14 protein-coding genes are annotated in these 17,476 nt (G+C 58.5%); 12 read left to right on the top strand and 2 right to left on the bottom strand.

Annotated elements, in window-relative coordinates:
* The gene (locus tag VVD49_RS16000; protein ID WP_327600209.1) at positions 1-873 is read right to left on the bottom strand and encodes a class I SAM-dependent methyltransferase; all 873 of its coding nucleotides are present in this window, start codon (positions 871-873) and stop codon (positions 1-3) included.
* Between the two features lie 263 nt (positions 874-1,136).
* On the opposite strand from VVD49_RS16000, the gene VVD49_RS15995 reads away from it, so the two are divergent.
* Together VVD49_RS15995 and VVD49_RS15990 are read left to right on the top strand one after the other, a co-directional pair.
* Positions 1,137-1,967 (top strand): PEP-CTERM sorting domain-containing protein, encoded by an 831-nt coding sequence (locus VVD49_RS15995; protein WP_327600208.1) that lies wholly within the window; start codon positions 1,137-1,139, stop codon positions 1,965-1,967.
* Positions 1,968-2,123: 156 nt separating this feature from the next.
* On the top strand, positions 2,124-3,449 hold the full coding sequence (locus VVD49_RS15990; protein ID WP_327600207.1) for an N-acyl amino acid synthase FeeM domain-containing protein: 1,326 nt from the start codon (positions 2,124-2,126) through the stop codon (positions 3,447-3,449).
* Positions 3,450-3,495: 46 nt separating this feature from the next.
* Here the strand turns inward: VVD49_RS15990 and VVD49_RS15985 are convergent, their stop codons facing one another.
* The gene (locus VVD49_RS15985) at positions 3,496-4,269 is read right to left on the bottom strand and encodes an N-acyl amino acid synthase FeeM domain-containing protein (RefSeq protein WP_327600206.1); all 774 of its coding nucleotides are present in this window, start codon (positions 4,267-4,269) and stop codon (positions 3,496-3,498) included.
* Between the two features lie 484 nt (positions 4,270-4,753).
* Here VVD49_RS15985 and VVD49_RS15980 point away from each other — a divergent pair, with 484 nt between their 5' ends.
* The 10 genes from VVD49_RS15980 (at position 4,754) to VVD49_RS15935 (ending at position 17,474) form a co-directional block, all read left to right on the top strand.
* Positions 4,754-5,353: an XrtA/PEP-CTERM system exopolysaccharide export protein gene (locus tag VVD49_RS15980; protein WP_327600592.1), complete on the top strand. Its 600-nt coding sequence runs from the start codon at positions 4,754-4,756 to the stop codon at positions 5,351-5,353.
* A gap of 83 nt (positions 5,354-5,436) precedes the next feature.
* The gene (locus tag VVD49_RS15975) at positions 5,437-6,963 is read left to right on the top strand and encodes an XrtA system polysaccharide chain length determinant (RefSeq protein ID WP_327600205.1); all 1,527 of its coding nucleotides are present in this window, start codon (positions 5,437-5,439) and stop codon (positions 6,961-6,963) included.
* 15 nt (positions 6,964-6,978) lie between these two features.
* On the top strand, positions 6,979-7,932 hold the full coding sequence (locus tag VVD49_RS15970) for an XrtA-associated tyrosine autokinase (RefSeq protein WP_327600204.1): 954 nt from the start codon (positions 6,979-6,981) through the stop codon (positions 7,930-7,932).
* 69 nt (positions 7,933-8,001) lie between these two features.
* Positions 8,002-9,564 carry a TIGR03016 family PEP-CTERM system-associated outer membrane protein gene (locus tag VVD49_RS15965; protein ID WP_327600203.1) on the top strand — a complete coding sequence of 521 codons (1,563 nt, stop codon included), beginning with the start codon at positions 8,002-8,004 and terminating at the stop codon, positions 9,562-9,564.
* 8 nt (positions 9,565-9,572) lie between these two features.
* On the top strand, positions 9,573-10,694 hold the full coding sequence (locus VVD49_RS15960) for an XrtA/PEP-CTERM system-associated ATPase (RefSeq protein WP_327600202.1): 1,122 nt from the start codon (positions 9,573-9,575) through the stop codon (positions 10,692-10,694).
* Positions 10,695-10,735: 41 nt separating this feature from the next.
* The gene (locus VVD49_RS15955) at positions 10,736-11,581 is read left to right on the top strand and encodes an XrtA system polysaccharide deacetylase (protein WP_327600201.1); all 846 of its coding nucleotides are present in this window, start codon (positions 10,736-10,738) and stop codon (positions 11,579-11,581) included.
* Between the two features lie 64 nt (positions 11,582-11,645).
* Complete coding sequence (locus VVD49_RS15950) at positions 11,646-12,695, top strand: FemAB family XrtA/PEP-CTERM system-associated protein (RefSeq protein ID WP_327600200.1); 1,050 nt, start codon at positions 11,646-11,648, stop codon at positions 12,693-12,695.
* A 5-nt stretch (positions 12,696-12,700) separates the two neighbouring features.
* Positions 12,701-14,014 (top strand): TIGR03087 family PEP-CTERM/XrtA system glycosyltransferase, encoded by a 1,314-nt coding sequence (locus VVD49_RS15945; protein WP_327600199.1) that lies wholly within the window; start codon positions 12,701-12,703, stop codon positions 14,012-14,014.
* Complete coding sequence (gene xrtA, locus VVD49_RS15940) at positions 13,992-15,551, top strand: exosortase A (RefSeq protein ID WP_327600198.1); 1,560 nt, start codon at positions 13,992-13,994, stop codon at positions 15,549-15,551. Before VVD49_RS15945 ends, xrtA begins: the two co-directional genes overlap by 23 nt.
* A 36-nt stretch (positions 15,552-15,587) precedes the next feature.
* Positions 15,588-17,474, top strand: coding sequence for an XrtA/PEP-CTERM system amidotransferase (locus VVD49_RS15935; protein WP_327600197.1), 1,887 nt, complete (start codon positions 15,588-15,590; stop codon positions 17,472-17,474).
* The last annotated feature ends 2 nt before the right edge of the window (positions 17,475-17,476 follow it).

The raw sequence follows: 17,476 nt of genomic DNA, 5'->3' as shown, positions 1-17,476 counted from the left end.
CTAGATCAGCTTTGAACGCAATCCCCCGAGCAGGAAGAACGTCTTCAGATCGGCAAAGTCGCGTTTGTGGTTGCTTGGCATCTCCTGCCACACGGCGCGCAGGCGGGATTCGAGTTCGGGTGTGGTGGCTTGTCTACGCGCGCTTTTCAGAGCCACCATATAAGGCACCATGAAGGTCGAGTACACCTGAGCGCGGCCTTGAATCTGCTCGCCAGCCTTGCGGAAGTCGCTCAGGCTGAAAGCTGCGCGCAAGGAGTTCAAATAATCAACCGTGAAGATCTCCGGCTGTCGGTCGGCGTACTGATAAGCAAAGTAGCGAATGGAGCGTTCTGACTTCAGGTGACCAAAGTCTGCAAGGTAGATGCCGCCGCCTGGCTTGAGAACCCGGTTTATCTCCTTGAATGTGGCTTCCAGTGTGGCGAGTTCGGGCAGGTGGTGAAGCGCCATTGTGGACATGACGGCGTCGATGCTCTGATCTTCGATGGACGCAAGCTGCGCAATGCTGCTATGTATGAATCCGACGTTGGCGAGCTTTTGGTCCTCAACATGGGCCTGTGCTCTTGCAAGCATCTCGCGTGATAAATCGACCCCGGTGAACGAGCACTCTGGCGCCATTCGCGCGACGAGGGCCAATTGCGTGGCGGGCCCGCACGCCAGGTCCAGCACCTTATCTCCCGGCTTGATGATCTCCAGCACGTGAGAGGCGTTGTAAAGATAAACAGGTGCCATTACCCCATCTTCCCTGCCTGCCCGCGTGTAGGCGGCTACTTGCTCAGCGCTCTCCATGACGAGATCTGGCTCGGTGAAGCGTTGAGCTCTCTCGGTAGTGAGCAGTTCGTTTGCAATTTGACGCAAGACCGCAAGGCTCGGCATGGGAATGTCTCCGAATGATGAATAAGACTGGGGGCTATGACCGCCGGACAATATCGCTCGCAATGCCGGATTATTGCGCGCGATTCGGCGGATTGCCATGCGCAACACGGGTGTGGTGTCGGCGGGCCTTACAGTAAGGTATCCGGAAGTGCTTGCGAGGGTTTTTATTCCATTAAAAACAATGGCTTGAATTTATGGCACGGCCATTGCTTTATGTTGGCAGAGCGGAAACTCTCAACAAATTCTTTTGAAGGAGAAACAGCATGAAACTGAAAAAATTCGCTGCAACGCTTGCAGCATCCGTTGGTCTCTTCGCCAGCTCTGTGGCAAGTGCGTCGATCATTCAGGCTGACTGGAATGGCGCAATCGGCGGTTCCTCATTTACGACGTTTGACACCATCTTTCTGACCCCATCGCCGGCGAGCTACGCCATTACGTTGGATTTCGGTGCTGATGGCAAGTTCAGCACTGGCGACACGTTCACGGAGACGGTCAGCTACAAGGTGGTTCGTACGGATCTGGGTGCTACCGAGTCGTACTACAACCCTGCTGATACCTGGGTGGTTACGGCGACGTTGCAAGGCGTGCTGACGGGTGTGAATCTGGTTGCCGATGCATCAATCTTTAACCCTGCCTCGTTGGCCAATATTTTTGCAGCTGGCAGCACTTGGGCGGCAGCGTTTACTGGCGGTTCGGTTTCGTTTGTTGATGCCGATACAGCCATCAGTGTTGCGACAGCTACTGTTCTGTCGGGTGGTTCGTCACAATTCTTCGGCAACAACTCGACCCAGACGCTGCAGTTTGGTATTGATGCACGCTTTGATACCGTGAATGACGATTACTTGCGCGATGGTAGCGGCGGTTTGCTGAGTGGTTATCTTCCGCTGTTGTTTGGTGTCGCTGATGCGAGCGCCAACTTGGACCCTACCAAGATTTCTATCTCTGAGTCGGGTGAAGTCGTTCTTGTTGTGAAGGACAACGGTGGCACAGCTGTCATCGAGATCCCTGAGCCAGCTTCGATCGCTCTGGTTGGCGTTGCTCTGCTGGGTCTGGGTGCTTCCAGCCGCCGTTACAAGGCAAAAAAGACTGCTTGATCAGTTCCTTCAAGTAGTAGCAATATCAAACCCCGGTTCGCCGGGGTTTTTTCTTGCGTGAAACAACGTAGGCACCGGAGAGTGTTCGTGGTCTTGGTACGTGCAGGCAAACAGGGGCTGCCAATTTGAAGGCTCGTTTGGGGGAGGGGCTTGGCGATGAGTAAACGCACGGGCAAGGCCTTGCGCTATCTGGCTCGCGCATTTACTGCGTTGCTGCCGCGTAGAACCAGATTCGCCGTATATAGAAATCTCGTCAAGTGCGACGCGGCGCCGCCTGAGCGTCTGGTGTTAAAGCTTGCCGAGACCCAGGAAGAGCTGGAAGCTTGCTTCAAGCTGCTGCACGACGCGTATGTTGGTGCCGGCTTCATGACGCCTGATGAGTCCGGCATGCGAGCGACGATTTACCATGCGCTGCCAACGACAACGACTTTGTTGGCAAAGTATGACAACAGGGTGGTCGGGACTCTGTCGCTGATTCGGGAAAGCCCGCTTGGTTTTCCATTGCAGAAGATTTTCGACATCGAGGCGATCAGGCGTGCGGGAGGAAACATCGCCGAAGTGTCTGCGCTGGCGGTTGATCGCCGCTTCCAGGCAACGGGTGGAATGATCCTCTTTCCATTAATGAAGTTCATGTACGAGTATGCGACGCGGTTTTTTGATACGCGCCATCTCGTGATTGCCGTCAATCCGCGCCACATTGGTCTCTATGAGTCCCTGCTTTTCTTCAAGCGGTTGCGGCAAAACCCGGTTGATCACTACGACTTCGTCAACGGAGCGCCGGCGGTAGGCGCTCACCTGGATCTGGCGTCAGCCGCGGAGATCTATCGCAAGCATTACGATCACAAGGAGCCGGAGAAGAACTTGTATCGTTACTTCACCGCGCTTCAGATGCCGAATATTGTCTTTCCTGACAAGCGATTCTTCACGACCAATGATCCGGTCATGACGCCAGCGCTGATCAACTACTTCTTCAATGTGCGCACCCGCGTGTTCCAGAAACTCGGGGAGCAGGAGAAGCGGCAACTGCATGAAATCTATGACCTGCCTGCCTACAAAGCCTATTTGCCGCGTGTTGCCGATGACGGGGAGAAAAAGGCGCATGGCAGGCGCCAGCATCAGCGTTTTTCGGTAATGTGCCCGGCCGAATTTTTCATTGACGGGCGGGAAGAGCAGCTCTTTCCATTAATGGTCATCGAGTGCTCAATGACCGGTTTTCGTGCACGAACCGAGAACAGGTTGCCTGCGGATGCGCACGGCAAGGTCTTGATCAATCTGGGGCAGCAGGATCACAGCCAGATGCGCGTCTCGGTGGTACGAGGGGGCGTCTCAGATCCCCAGATATTTGTATTTCATATCGAAGAGGCCGACGTTGCATGGCAGAAGTTCGTCAACGTTCTACGCATGGCTAGCACTCATGGCGAACTCAGCGCGGCTACCCAGTTCTGGGATCGGGCGAATCCCGATGCAAGCCGGCTTCACTGATTTGTCCCGATCCGGCTTTGCAGAAAGGTTGCCTGAGGTGTGCTGCCTATTGAGTCCAGCGTAACTGTTCGATGACGCTTAGTGCTTCCTGCTTGGAGAAGAAGTAGGGGTAGAGCGACTTTGCCCGGAGGTACGGGCTACCACCATGCTCATCAATTTGAGTTTCAATATGCGACAGGTCGCCGTGCATCAAGACAGCGGGCGCGGCTACCCGTTTGCAGATGCGTTCTGTGCCCACTTGTCCGAGCCCAAGCATGCGGTGATAAAAGCTCACGTGACGAGGGTTGACCTCAATGAAGACATCGCTGACTTGATGGATTTCACGGCCGAAGATGAAGGCCAGGTGGAACAGTGATGCAAAGACTTCTTTTGATTGCCGGGTTGGTGCAAGCGCGAAGCGTGTAAGTTCGCAGCAATGCGCATTGCGATGTGTGCGATACCAGTCAATGTCATCCTGATAAAGCTCGTCAGCAAGCAGACCGTGACTGGAGTCTGTACGCAGTGTCAGTGTGCCTACAACAGACTCCCCCTGATACGCGGCGAATGTAACCTGATTTGAGGGTCTTTCGAAGAGCGCTTCATTTTCAATCTGATAGCCCCGCCAAGCGTAGCGTTGTTCAATCAGATTTGCGGCCAGCGCAAATTCGGTATCGTCCTGGATGCAGGCCAGTCGGAAAGCTCGGTCTGTCAGTCTGATGCGCTGGCGATCAGCTTCCCGACTTGGCGCGAGCTGTTTGCTCAGATGGAAATGCGCGTCAAAAGTACTCAGCCTGATTCCCTCGGGCGCAGCATGGCCGGAGGCGTTGCATATTTCTCTCATTGACTCTGTCCTCGTCTGGCCCATGTGGTCTGGTACCTTGCCCTGCTTGAGACCCCGGGTCGCGTGCGGCAGGGTCTTTTGCGCATGATCTTAACCTGCCCATTCGGGTGGGGAATGTTTTTTTGAGACATTTCCCGGGTGTTTGACGGGTAGGGGGCGATGAGCTTGCAGGAATGGCTTTGTCCCCGTTGGGGTGGCCTGGCGCCCATGCTGGGAGGGGCATCTTGTCTGAGGTCCGGCCCGCTTGGTGAAGGGCCGGCAAATCGCCCGTGAGGGCGCATTTCTTGCAAAGGTATGGCGCTACAATCGAGCGCTGTTGGCGGAAGAATGTCAGATCGTGTGGCATTGTTCCGCTTGGTCCATCTAGTGTCCGGGTAGCATCTTTGCTGCAGTGCGGGTGCTCGTATTTGTGGCACCTCGATTCGGGGTGTATGTAGTTAGCCGGAGGGTTGAAATGTTGCGAAACCTGTTTTCGAAAGCGCCGATGAGCGCTCTCTGCGCGATGCTCGCGTCTCTTGCCGTGTTGCTGGCTGGGTGCTCGACACCCTATCCGGTGGCTCCAGCCTCGGTGGCGACGCCTGATTACAACTACGTGATCGGACCGGGCGATGCCGTGAATATTGTTGTCTGGCGCAATCCGGAATTGTCGATGAGTGTTCCTGTGCGTCCCGACGGCAAGATCACGACCCCATTGGTCGAAGATCTCCCGGCAAGCGGGAAAAGTGCAAAGACGCTGGCACGTGACATCGAGAAGGCGCTCTCGAATTACATCCGGGATCCCGTGGTGACCGTTGTGGTGACCAGCTTTGTCGGTCCTTATAGCGAGCAGATCAGGGTCGTTGGAGAAGCAGCCCGGCCTCAGGTGCTGTCTTATCGCCAGCAGATGACACTGCTGGACGTGATGATCGCCGTGGGCGGTTTGACCGACTTTGCCGACGGCAATCACGCAACGATCCTGCGCACCTCCGAAGGGAACAAGCAGTACAGCGTCCGGCTTCGTGATTTGCTCAAGCGAGGGGATGTGTCCGCCAACGTTGAGGTCAAGCCGGGCGACGTTCTCGTTATTCCGCAAAGCTGGTTCTGAGTTTTCCCGATATTTCCAGATGTAAAGAGCGCCTTCTGTAAGGCTGTGACGGCTGCTGTGTTTTATTTTTGCGGGTTCTGCGGATGGATGATCTGATCAGGCGCCTGATGGCGTATGCGTATGGGGCATGGCGTTTTCGCTGGTGGGGCTTGCTCGCTGCGTGGCTGGTGGGTATTGCCGGGGCGATATTCGTGTACGTCTTGCCAGACAAGTACGAAGCCACTGCACGTATTTATGTGGATACGCAATCCGTGCTGGCGCCGTTGATGTCGGGGCTGACGGTGCCGACCGACGTCAATCAGCAGGTGACGATGCTGTCGAAGACCTTGATCAGCCGGCCCAACGTGGAAAAGCTGATCCGCATGGCGGATCTGGATCTCGCAGCAAAATCGCGAAACCAGCGTGAGGAATTGATCTCGAGCGTGACGAAGCGTTTGAGCATTCAGAGCAGCGGCAAGGACAATCTGTATTCGATTGCGTTCATGGATACTCAGCCAGAGCGGGCGAAGAAGGTTGTGCAATCACTCGTGTCGATATTTATCGAATCCGGTTTGGGCGACAAGCGCAAGGATTCGGATTCCGCTCGCCGATTCATTGAAGACCAGATCAAGAGTTACGCACAGAAGCTGGATGACGCCGAGTCACGTCTCAAGGAGTTCAAGCTGAAGAACATGGCGCTTGTCGGAGACTCCAAGGATACCGTCGGGCAACTGAGTGAAATCAACGAGCGCTTGCGTCAGTCCAGGCTGGAGTTGCGCGAAGTAGAGAATTCTCGTGACGCGATCAAACGGCAGCTGATGGGTGAATCGCCTGGCGGTGCCGCCGCCGAGATTGGTGTTCCCGAACTGGACGGTCGTATCGAGACCCTGAAAAAGCAGTTGGATGAACTGCGCCGTAGCTATACCGACAACCATCCTGATGTCATAGGCACCCGGCGTGTGCTGGCGGATCTCGAGCGTCAACGCGATGAAGAGCTGAAGGCGCGCAAGAGCAATGCGTCCGCAGGGACGCCGATCACCTCGACCAATCCGGTGTATCAGCAGCTCAAGATTTCCTTGACCGATGCCGAGGCTCGGGTTGCTCAACTCAAGACGCGTGTGGCGGAATTCGAGGCGAGATCAGCACAGTCGAAGGAGTTGATGCGTCTTGCGCCGCAAATCGAGCAGGAGCTGGCGCAACTCAATCGTGACTATGCCATTCACAAGCAGGAGTACGAGCAACTGGTGGGGCGTCGTGAATCGGCGCACATGTCCGCACAGATGGAGTCGGTGGGCGGCGTGGCTGACTTCCGTTTGATTGACCCGCCGAGCGTGCCATCCAAGCCTTCGGCGCCTAATCGTATTGTGATGATGCCATTGGTGGGGCTGATTGCCTTGGCCGTGGGTGCTGCCTTGACGGTGTTGCTGGATCAGATCCGGCCTGCTTTCTTTGATAGCCGCGTATTGCGTGAGGCGACGGGATTGCCGATCCTGGGCTCGGTCTCGGTAACGCCGAATCCCGAACGCATGCGTCGCAGCCGCCGTGTCAGGTGGTTGTTTGTGGGCGGAGTCGGCTCTCTGGTCAGCGTTTTTGGTGCGCTGACGGTCTTGTTAATGCTGTTGGGCCGCTGAGCGGGGAGAAAAGTCGTGAGCCTTATCGAAAAAGCGGTTGAACGGCTGGATCAACTCAAGCGTGCGGGGGTGACTCCGGCGGGTGTAGAGGAGCCGGCGGCGCCCGTCGCAGCGGCTGCGCCGCCAGCGCCCCAGCCTCCAGCTGTGGCGCCGATTGCGCAGAAGGTCGAGCCCGTTGCGCCGAAGAAGCCGGTCATCGACCCTGCTTCGGCGCAGAGCCGTCAGATCGAGATTGATCTGGCGCGTCTTGGCGCCCTGGGTCTGGTGACGCCGCTTAATACGCGCTCCATGGTTGCTGAAGAGTACCGGGTGATCAAACGTCCCTTGTTGCGCAATGTCGCGCAAGGCTCCGGGACGGACTCTTACCATCGCAACCTCATCATGGTGACCAGCTCCGTGCCGGGCGAGGGCAAGAGTTTCAGCTCCATCAATCTTGCCATCAGCATGGCCATGGAACTGGACCGGACCGTGCTGCTGGTGGATGCCGACGTATCGCGCCCATCGGTGCTCAATCATCTGGGCCTGCCGCCTGCGCGTGGCTTGATGGACTTGTTGTTGAACGATGACATCCAGCTGCCGGATGTGTTGCTGCGAACCAATATCGAGAAGCTGAGCATCTTGCCCGCGGGCATGCCGCATCAACGTGCGACCGAGTTTCTTGCGAGTGACGCAATGGTCAGGTTGCTGGATGAGTTGGCAACCCGTTATGCCGATCGCGTCATCGTGTTTGATTCGCCTCCCTTGTTGATGACCACCGAGGCGCGTGTCCTGGCTACGCACATGGGGCAGGTCGTCATGGTTGTCGAGGCCGGGCGTACCTCCCAGGCTATGGTGCGGCAAGCACTCAGCACGATCGAGACTTGTCCGGTCAAGCTGATGCTGCTCAACAAGACGCGTGATATCGGCCCGGGTGGTTACTACGGCTATTACTCGCCTTACGGCTATGGCCAGCAAGAGCGTGAGCACTGATTCGTGAAAACCAGGCTGACTTTGTCCCGCTGCAAGCGACCACGTCTGCGATTGACGCTGTTGAGTGCCATGTTTGTGACTTCTCTCGCAAACGCACAAAGCCTGAATGGTGATATCGGGCGGGATACCCTGCGGGCACGAAACTCAAAGAATGCCGATGATGGCCGCTACCGCGGAGAAATAGGCCTGCGCGGAAGCGAAACGTACTCCGACAACATCGCCCGTCAGGCGACCCAGACGCGCAGCGACTGGGTCACGGAAGTCTCTCCGTACATCAGTTATTACGGTCAGGGGGCGCGGTCACGGAGCAACGTCAATGCACGTCTGCAGAATTGGTTGCACTCCGATAGCCAGACGAGCAACAGCACGAACTTGCAGTTGAATGCCACGGCAGGCCTCGAGGCTTACGAAGATCATTTTTTCATTGATGCTGCGCTGAGCAATGATCGGCAGCGCATATCCCAGTTCAGTGCGGCAGACTCAAGTTATGGTGGCAACAGCAACAGTACCCAGCTGACGCGTTTCTCCGTATCCCCGTATCTGCTCTGGCACGTTGGCTCGCTGGCAGATGCGTCGCTGCGCTATCACTACGAAAAGGTGCATTCCGACGCGAGCTTTGCGTCCGGGCACAATGAGTCGGCGGCATTCGATATCCATAACAAGGTGTCGAATGATCGTCTGGGTTGGGCTTTCAACCTGTCGCACTACGCCGTTGATAGCGAGTCTTCCGTGGCCAGCACCACGAACAGCTACAGTGGATCATTGTTCTACGCCTTCGTGCCTGGGCTGGTTGGCAGTCTCTCGGGCGGTCAGGAGTTCGAAGATTTCCAGACCGGGCAGCGCCAGCATTCCTGGAATTGGGGAGCAGGCCTGCGTTGGCAACCCGATGAACGAACAACGATTGCGGCGAACACCAGCAGGCAGTTTTATGGGCGCGGTTTCAATTACCTGCTTGCGGAGCGTTTTGAACGTTCGGCTTTGCGCTGGACCTATTCGCGTGACCTGAGTACTGCTTCCAGCCAATCGCGGGCAATCCAGGCGAATACCGTGAGCAATAGCAGTGCGTCACGCTATGCCGCCGAATACCAGACGGAGTCAGCGGCGCTGCAAAGTTCCATTTCGGATCCTGCCGAGCGTGATCGTGTCGTCAGGGAGCGCCTCGCAGCGCGCGGTATCTCGATTTTCGATGTTACGCAGCTTGACTATCTCTCTGGCCAGTCGTCGATCAATACGATCATGCGATTGGCGTGGGTATTGGAGGGTGTGCGCAATACCCTGACGCTTGCTGGCTACAAGTCGAAACGGGAAGCCGTCACGCAGCAACAGATCGTGCAAGTGCAGGATGACCTGACGACTCACCAGAGCGTGAAGGAGCGTGGCTGGGATGCCGTGTGGGGACATAACCTCACCTCGCTGACCTCCATGAACGTGCGCTATGCCTTTGCGAATGTCAGTGGCGTAGCCACTACCGGGCAGCTCGACTCTTCTCGCACCAATAGTATTGGCCTCAATCTCAATACGAGCTTTGCGCCTTACACGACCGGCGGCATGACTGTGAACCACATCAAATCGACCGGCACCGCCGAATACCGCGAGAACGCGGTGGCTGTGTATCTCAACCACCGTTTCTAGGAGCCGCCATGTACGAATCCTTTTACGGCTTGACCGGTCGGCCGTTCCAGCTGAATCCCGATCCAAGCTTTTACTACGGCAGTCGTGGTCATCGGCGTGCCATGGCCTATCTCGAATACGGCTTGCACCAGAGCGAAGGCTTCATCGTCATCACGGGTGAGGTGGGCGCTGGCAAGACCACGATGGTGCGCAGCCTGTTGCAGAAGCTTGAGCAGACCAAGGTGGTCGCCGCGCATCTGGTCAGCACCCAGATCGATGCTGATGACATTCTTCGCCTGGTTGCCGCATCGTTCGGCATTCCGGCCAAGGGGGTCGACAAGTCCGACTTGTTGCTGGCGCTGGAAGCTTTTCTGGTGTCCGTGACGGCCTCGGGAAAACGAGCCTTGTTGATCGTTGATGAGGCGCAGAACCTGACACCGCGCGCAGTGGAAGAGCTGCGCATGCTCTCGAATTTCCAGCTTGAAGATCATGCTTTGTTGCAGAGCTTTCTGGTGGGGCAGCCCGAGTTTCGCGACACGATGCAGAGTCAGCACATGTCCCAGCTGCGCCAGCGCGTCATTGCAACCTACCATCTTGGGCCAATGGATGCGGACGAAACGCGGGCCTACATCGAGCATCGTCTGAAGCACGTCGGCTGGAAGGGAAGCCCGCGTATCGAGCCTTCTGCGTTCTCAGCCATTCACGCCTTCACCGGCGGTGTGCCGCGCAAGATCAACACGCTGTGCGACCGATTGCTGCTGGCCAGCTTTCTTACGGAAAGCCATGTGATCGCCGAAGGCAACGTCGACGAAGTCATCAATGAGATTCGCGAAGAGACGCCGCAGTCTTCGTCTGCGCCGGGCGATGCCGCGGGAAGCGCAACGCGCGACGAATTCATGTCCGCGCTCTCGGGGATTCCAGCTGCTACTTCGGGTGGTTTGCTGGGCAACCCGGATTTGCTGCGCCAGTTGGCTGATGCCGCTGCCGGCTTCCAGGCGTCGCGTCTCGAGGAGCGGGTTTCGCGCCTGGAAAATGCCTTCGCAGCCATGCTTGCACTGCTTCAGCAGAACGGCGTCGCGGCCCCTGTGCAGCCGAGCTCGGCCAAGGTTTCTCCATTGAATCCGGACAAGCGTGCGGCGAAGGGCTCTTAGCCTTCTCCGCAATGCATCACCAAAGTTAGCCCGAGGAAGCGATGATCAACGCTCTGACTGTCGATGTGGAAGACTACTTTCAGGTCTCCGCACTCGCGCCGCATTTCCCGCGTTCCGGTTGGGATGCGGTGCCCTGCCGTGTGGAGAAAAATGTGGATCGCATTCTGGCGACTTTGCATGAGTATGGTGCGAAAGCCACGTTCTTCACGCTGGGCTGGCTAGCCGAGCGCTATCCGAAGCTGGTGCGCCTGATCGTCATGGAAGGGCATGAGCTCGCCAGCCATGGTTATGGCCATGAACGCGCGACGGATCAGACACGCGGCGCCTTTCTCGCCGATATCCAGTTGGCCAAGGCGGTGCTGGAGGATATCGGTGGTGTCGAGGTGCGGGGCTACCGTGCTCCTAGCTTTTCTTTCAGCGACAAGAATCCCTGGGCGCATGATTGCCTGCGCGAAATCGGCTACGTCTATAGCTCCAGCGTGTATCCGGTGGTTCACGATCACTATGGCATGCCGGATTCGCCGCGTTTCCCGTACATGCATGAAAGCGGGATTGTCGAAATTCCGGTTACGACAGCGCGGGTGATGGGGCGTAACTGGCCTGCGGGTGGTGGCGGGTATTTCCGGTTTCTGCCCTACGGCGCGTCACGCTGGATGATTCAACGGGTTAACCGGGCAGATGGAAAGCCGGCGATTTTCTACTTCCATCCCTGGGAAATCGATCCAGAGCAACCGCGCGTTGACGCCGCTTCGGCGAAGACACGCTTCCGTCACTATGTGAATCTCGAAAAGACCGAGTCTCGTCTGAAGAACCTGCTGGGAGATTTCCAGTGGGGGCGGATCGACGAGATTTTTCTCGACAAGCAATTCAAGCTCGCCGCGGTCTGAGATAACGCATCGCACGCCTTCGTATTTTCGTCCATCCCGCTCTTCAAGTCCTTCACAAATCATCATGTCCAACGTATCGCCAGCCGGGCTGCAAGTCTGCATCCTGCAAGACAGTGATCGCCCGCGATGGGATGCTTTTGTCCGCGCCTGCCCGCAGGCCAGCTTTTTCCACCTGTCGGCCTGGCGCGACCTGATCAGCAAGGTCTGGCGACACAACTGCTACTTTATCTACGCGCAGCGCGATGGTGAGATCGTTGCGGTGCTGCCGCTTGCCGAGATCAAGAGCCGCTTGTTCGGACATTCTCTGGCTTCCTTGCCGTTTGCCGTCTATGGCGGTATCGCCGGCGAGGATGGAGAAGCGCGGGCCGCGCTGGAGAAATACGCCGACGACCTGGCGCGCAAGCTGGGGGTGACGCATCTGGAATACCGCAACGTGCTGCCCGCGCATCCGGATTGGCCCAATCAGGATCTGTACGTGGCTTTCCGCAAGACGCTGGAGCCGGACGAAGAGGCCAATATGCAGGCCATCCCGCGCAAGCAGCGCGCAATGGTGCGCAAGGGCATCAAGAACGAACTGCAATCGCACATCGATCCGGACGTCGACCGTTTCTTCGCCGTGTATGCCGACAACGTCAAGCGTCACGGCACGCCCGCGATGTCGAAGCGCTGGTTCAAGGCGCTTTTCGATACCTTCGGCGACGATTGCGAAGTGCTGACCGTGACCGACAAGGACGGCACACCCTTGTCGAGCGTGATGAGCTTCTACTTCCGCGACGAGATCCTGCCTTACTACGCGGGCGACATGACCGCAGCGCGCGATCTGGCCGCCAACGATTTCAAGTACTGGGAACTGATGCGTCGTGCGCTGGCACGAGGCTGCAAGATCTTCGACTACGGCCGCAGCAAGGTGGGAACCGGACCCTACAGTTTCAAGAAGAACTGGGGCTTCGAGCCGACGCCCCTGGCCTATGAGTACGTGCTGTACAAATGCGACAGCGTGCCGCAGAACAATCCGATGAATCCCAAGTACCGCGCTTTCATTGCCATGTGGCAACGCCTGCCGCTGGTGGTCGCGAACACATTGGGTCCGCACATCGTGCGTAACCTCGGGTGAGTGTGGTGGAGGTTCCGAGTCAAGTCCCGCTGCCGCAGAGCGCAAAACCGCATCTGCTGTTCCTTGTGCATCGCATTCCCTTTCCGCCCAACAAGGGCGACAAGGTGCGCTCCTACCACCTGCTCAAATTTCTCGCACAGCACTACCAAGTGCATCTTGGCACCTTTGTTGATTACGCAGATGACTGGCAGTACGTGCCAGCCCTGGACGAGTTCTGTGCCTCGGTGTGTGCCGAACGTATCTCGCCGCGGCTGGCACGTGTTCTGTCTTTGCGCGGCCTGTTGGGGGGCGAAGCGCTCAGCCTGCCGTTCTATCGCAATCGCCGCATGGCGAACTGGGTGCGCGATACAGTCGGCGCACATCGCATCGAGCGCGCCGTCGTATTCAGCTCGCCGATGGCCCAGTACATCGACGGCGGGATCGCCGGGCATTGCGTCGTGGATTTCGTGGACGTGGATTCCGCAAAGTGGACGCGCTATGCGGAGGACCGCAGCGGCCTCATGGCCTGGCTGTACCGCCGGGAGGGCTTGCGCCTGGCTGCCTTCGAGCGTGAAGTTGCGCAACGCGTCGCTGCGAGCGTACTGGTCTCCGAGGCTGAGGCCGCGCTGTTCAAGAGCGTTGCACCGGAAGCCGTGTCGCGTACGCACGCCATCGGCAATGGCGTCAACGCGGACTCGTTTTCGCCGCAGCACGACTTCACCTCACCCTATGCAACGGGCGAGCGCCCCGTGGTGTTCACCGGCGCGATGGATTACTGGCCGAACATCGATGCGGTGTGCTACTTCGCCGACGAAGTGTGGCCAGCCGTTCTCGCACGATATCCCGACGCGCGCTTTCATATCGTAGGCATGAACCCCTCCGAGGCCGTGCGTGCCCTGGCGGCACGCCCCGGTATAAACGTGACGGGCACCGTGCCGGACGTGCGCCCCTGGCTGCGCCATGCGCATGCCGTTGTCGCGCCCTTGCGTGTCGCGCGAGGTGTCCAGAACAAGATTCTCGAAGCCATGGCGATGGGGCGGCCCGTGGTAGCGTCGGCAACTTGTGCTGTCGGCATCAGCGCCCGGCAGGGGGAAGAGTTGTTTGTGGCAGACGCCACACCTGAATGGGTGGAGGCCGTGTCATCCTTGCTGGCGGACACGGCAAGGGCCGAGCAGGCCGGACAGCTGGCTCGCCAGCGCGTGCTCTCGGATTACAGCTGGGAGGCGCATCTGCAGCAGTTCCGGCAACTGATTGAAGGTGAACGGAAGCCCCTCGTCGGTAGCGTGGGCGCGGCGTCTGTCGGTCAAGGACACATGAATGAGCGAAGCAATGACTGCTGAAACCAAGGCAACAGGATCGCAGCGACTGCAGCCACGCTGGGCTGCGCTTGTCGCGGCTGCGCTGGTCATTGTCGTGTTGGCGGTGTTCCGCGATACGACGCTGGACATGTACGGCATCTGGATGCGTTCCGGCACTTTCACGCATTGCTTGCTGGTACTGCCGATCTGCATCTGGCTGCTATGGGAGCGACGTGCATCGCTGCAGTGCGTAGGGTTTGTGCCTGCGGCGCTGCCTCTGCTGTTCCTGGCGGGCGCAGGCGTGCTGTGGGTGATGGGCGAAGCCGTCAGCGCAGCCGTCGTGTCGCATTTCGCGGTGGCTTTCATGCTGATCGCCGTCGTATGGCTGATCTGGGGGCATCGCGCTGCCTGGCTGGCGGTCTTCCCTTTGAGCTTTGTATTGTTCGCCGTGCCCTTCGGTGAATTCCTGACACCGACACTGATGCAATACACCGCCAAATTCACGGTGGCGCTGGTACGGGCCTCCGGCGTGCCGGTCTATCAGGAAGGCATGAATTTTGTGATCCCGAGCGGACGCTGGTCGGTAGTCGAGGCCTGCAGTGGCATTCGTTACCTGATTGCCTCGGTGATGGTGGGTGTGTTGTTCGCCTATCTCAACTATCGCTCGGCCAAGCGTCGCGTGTACTTCGTACTGGCTTCGCTTGTCGTACCGGTACTGGCGAACTGGCTGCGCGCCTACCTGATTGTCATGCTGGGCCACCTGAGTGGCAACACATTGGCGGTCGGTGCCGATCACCTTGTCTATGGCTGGGTATTCTTCGGGCTCGTCATTGGCCTGTTGTTCTGGGTCGGGACGATATGGCGTGAAGACGAGGCGGCCCTGCCTGCAGCGACGCAGCTGGCTGCACCTGCTGGTTCGGGCGTCAATGCACGGACGATTGTGCTCGTCGTTCTGGCCTTGCTGATCCTTGCGATGCCGGTGCCAGTATTCAACTGGCTTACCAGACTGCCAACGGCGGCCGACTACAAGGTGCCGGCAATCCAGCCTGCTACGGGCTGGGTGGCAGCGGCGTCCGGCAATCCTGGCTGGCAAGCGGTGTACAAAGGGGAGAAGGCGTCGTCGCTGCAAGTGTTCAAGCGTGGCGAGCAACGGGTGATTGTGCAGATCGCATATTTTTCCAGCCAGTCGCCTGGGCACGAATTGGTGCAGTTCGACAATCACCTCGTCGACAGTGATGATCGCCTGTGGGGCGTCGTAGCCGAGGCGCGCGCCGAGCTGTCGGCGCAAGACGGCCAGAGCGTACAGTTCCAGCAAGCAGAGATTGGCGGTGACGGTGGGCGCTTGTTGGCATTGCGCACCTACTGGCTGGGCGAGGCCTCGACGACCAGTTCGGATCGTGCCGCAAAACTGGATTTGCTCAAGGCGCGCCTGCAGCGCCAGCCGGATGACTCCGCGGGTGTCGTGATCTGGACGCCGATGGATTCGACCCCGGCCGTGGCACAAAAGACGCTTGAAGCGTTTGTGCGGGACAATTGGAGCGCGGTGCAGACAGCGCTGCAGCACACCGCCCGTCACTGACGCAACGACAAACACAATCAACAAGAAGACTTGACCATGTGCGGCATTGCGGGGATTTTCGATCTGAAGGGGCGGCGCGAGCCAGACCGTGCGCTGGTAGCGCGCATGAACGCCATCCAGTTCCATCGTGGTCCGGATGAAGAGGGTCTGCATGTCGAGCCCGGTGTTGCGCTGGCGCACCGGCGCCTGTCCGTCATTGACCTGGCAACAGGTCAGCAGCCGCTGTTCAACGAAGATCAATCCGTGGTGGTGGTCTTCAATGGCGAGATCTACAACTACCAGGAACTCATTCCCGAGTTGCAGGCAGCAGGTCATACATTCCGCACGCGCAGCGATACCGAGGTCATCGTGCACGCGTGGGAGCAGTGGGGCGAGGCCTGCGTCGAGCGCTTCCGCGGCATGTTTGCCTTCGCGCTGTGGGATCGCAATCGCGAAACGTTTTTCCTCGCGCGCGATCGCGTGGGTGTCAAACCGATGTTCTACGCGGTACTTGACGACGGCTGGCTGGCCTTTGGTTCCGAGCTCAAGACGCTGACGCAATGCGCCGGGCTTGACCGCCGTCTCGACCCGCAAGCAGTCGAAGAGTATTTCGCGCTGGGTTATGTAGCCGATCCGCGCTGCATCTATCGCGGCGCACGTAAATTGCGCGCGGCGCATACGATGACGCTACGGCGTGGAGACGCCATGCCGGCGCCTCGCCGATACTGGGATGTGCAATTCGAAGCGACATCGACGGTCGGTGTGCGCGAGGCTTGTGAAGAGCTCAATGCGCGCCTGCGCGAATCCATCCGCTTGCGCATGATTGCTGACGTACCGCTGGGGGCGTTTCTTTCCGGCGGCGTCGATTCCAGCGCCGTCGTCGCGCACATGGCCGGCTTGTCGGACGCGCCGGTGAATACCTGCTCGATTGCTTTTGACGACCCGGCCTTCAACGAGTCGGCGTTTGCGAAGCAGGTGGCAGATCGGTACAGGACCAATCATTTCGTCGATACAGTCACGAGCGATGACTACGATCTGATCGACATGCTGGCCCGCTTGTACGACGAACCGTATGCAGACAGTTCGGCCATTCCGACCTATCGCGTTTGCCAGCTGGCACGCCGTCACGTCACCGTGGCCTTGTCGGGCGATGGCGGTGACGAAGTGTTCGGAGGCTATCGTCGCTACCGTCTGCACATGATGGAGGAGCGTGCGCGCTCGGCCTTGCCACAGTGGCTGCGTGGACCTCTGTTTGGTGCCATGGCGCGCGTCTATCCGAAAGCCGACTGGGCGCCGCGCATGTTCCGCGCCAAGACGAGTTTCCAGGGCATGGCACGTGATTCGGTGTCGGCCTATTTTCACAGCATGTCGGTGCTGCGTGACGATGAGCGCAGCCGACTCTACAGCGAGAGCTTGCGCGCGCAACTCGGCGGCTATCACGCCCAGCATGTCTTCAATCAGCATGCGGCGAATGCGCAGACAGACGACCCGCTGTCATTGATCCAGTACATCGACATGAACACCTGGCTGGTGGGTGACATCAATACCAAGGTGGATCGTGCCTCGATGGCGCATGCGCTGGAGGTACGTGAGCCTTTGCTCGATCACAAGCTGATCGAATGGGCGGCCACCTTGCCATCGGCGATGCGCATAAAGGGACAGGAAGGCAAATTCCTGCTCAAGAAGGCGTCCGAATCCCTGCTGCCGAACGACATCCTGTATCGCCCGAAGATGGGCTTCTCCGTGCCGCTGTCACGCTGGTTCCGTGGTCCGTTGAAGCAGCGCGTGCGCACCGCGCTGACTGGTCAGCGTCTGCTCGATACCGGCTTCTTCGATCACCGCTATCTGCGCAGCATGGTGGATGCTCACGAGTCGGGCTTGCGCGATTACAGCGCGCCGATCTGGTCCTTGCTGATGTTCGACGCTTTCCTTGGACTGCAGTGACG

Origin of the sequence: Uliginosibacterium silvisoli, assembly GCF_036017035.1 — a bacterium.
Classification (GTDB): Bacteria; Pseudomonadota; Gammaproteobacteria; order Burkholderiales; family Rhodocyclaceae; genus Viridibacterium; species Viridibacterium silvisoli.
This window is presented reverse-complemented; position numbering and strand designations above follow the sequence as displayed.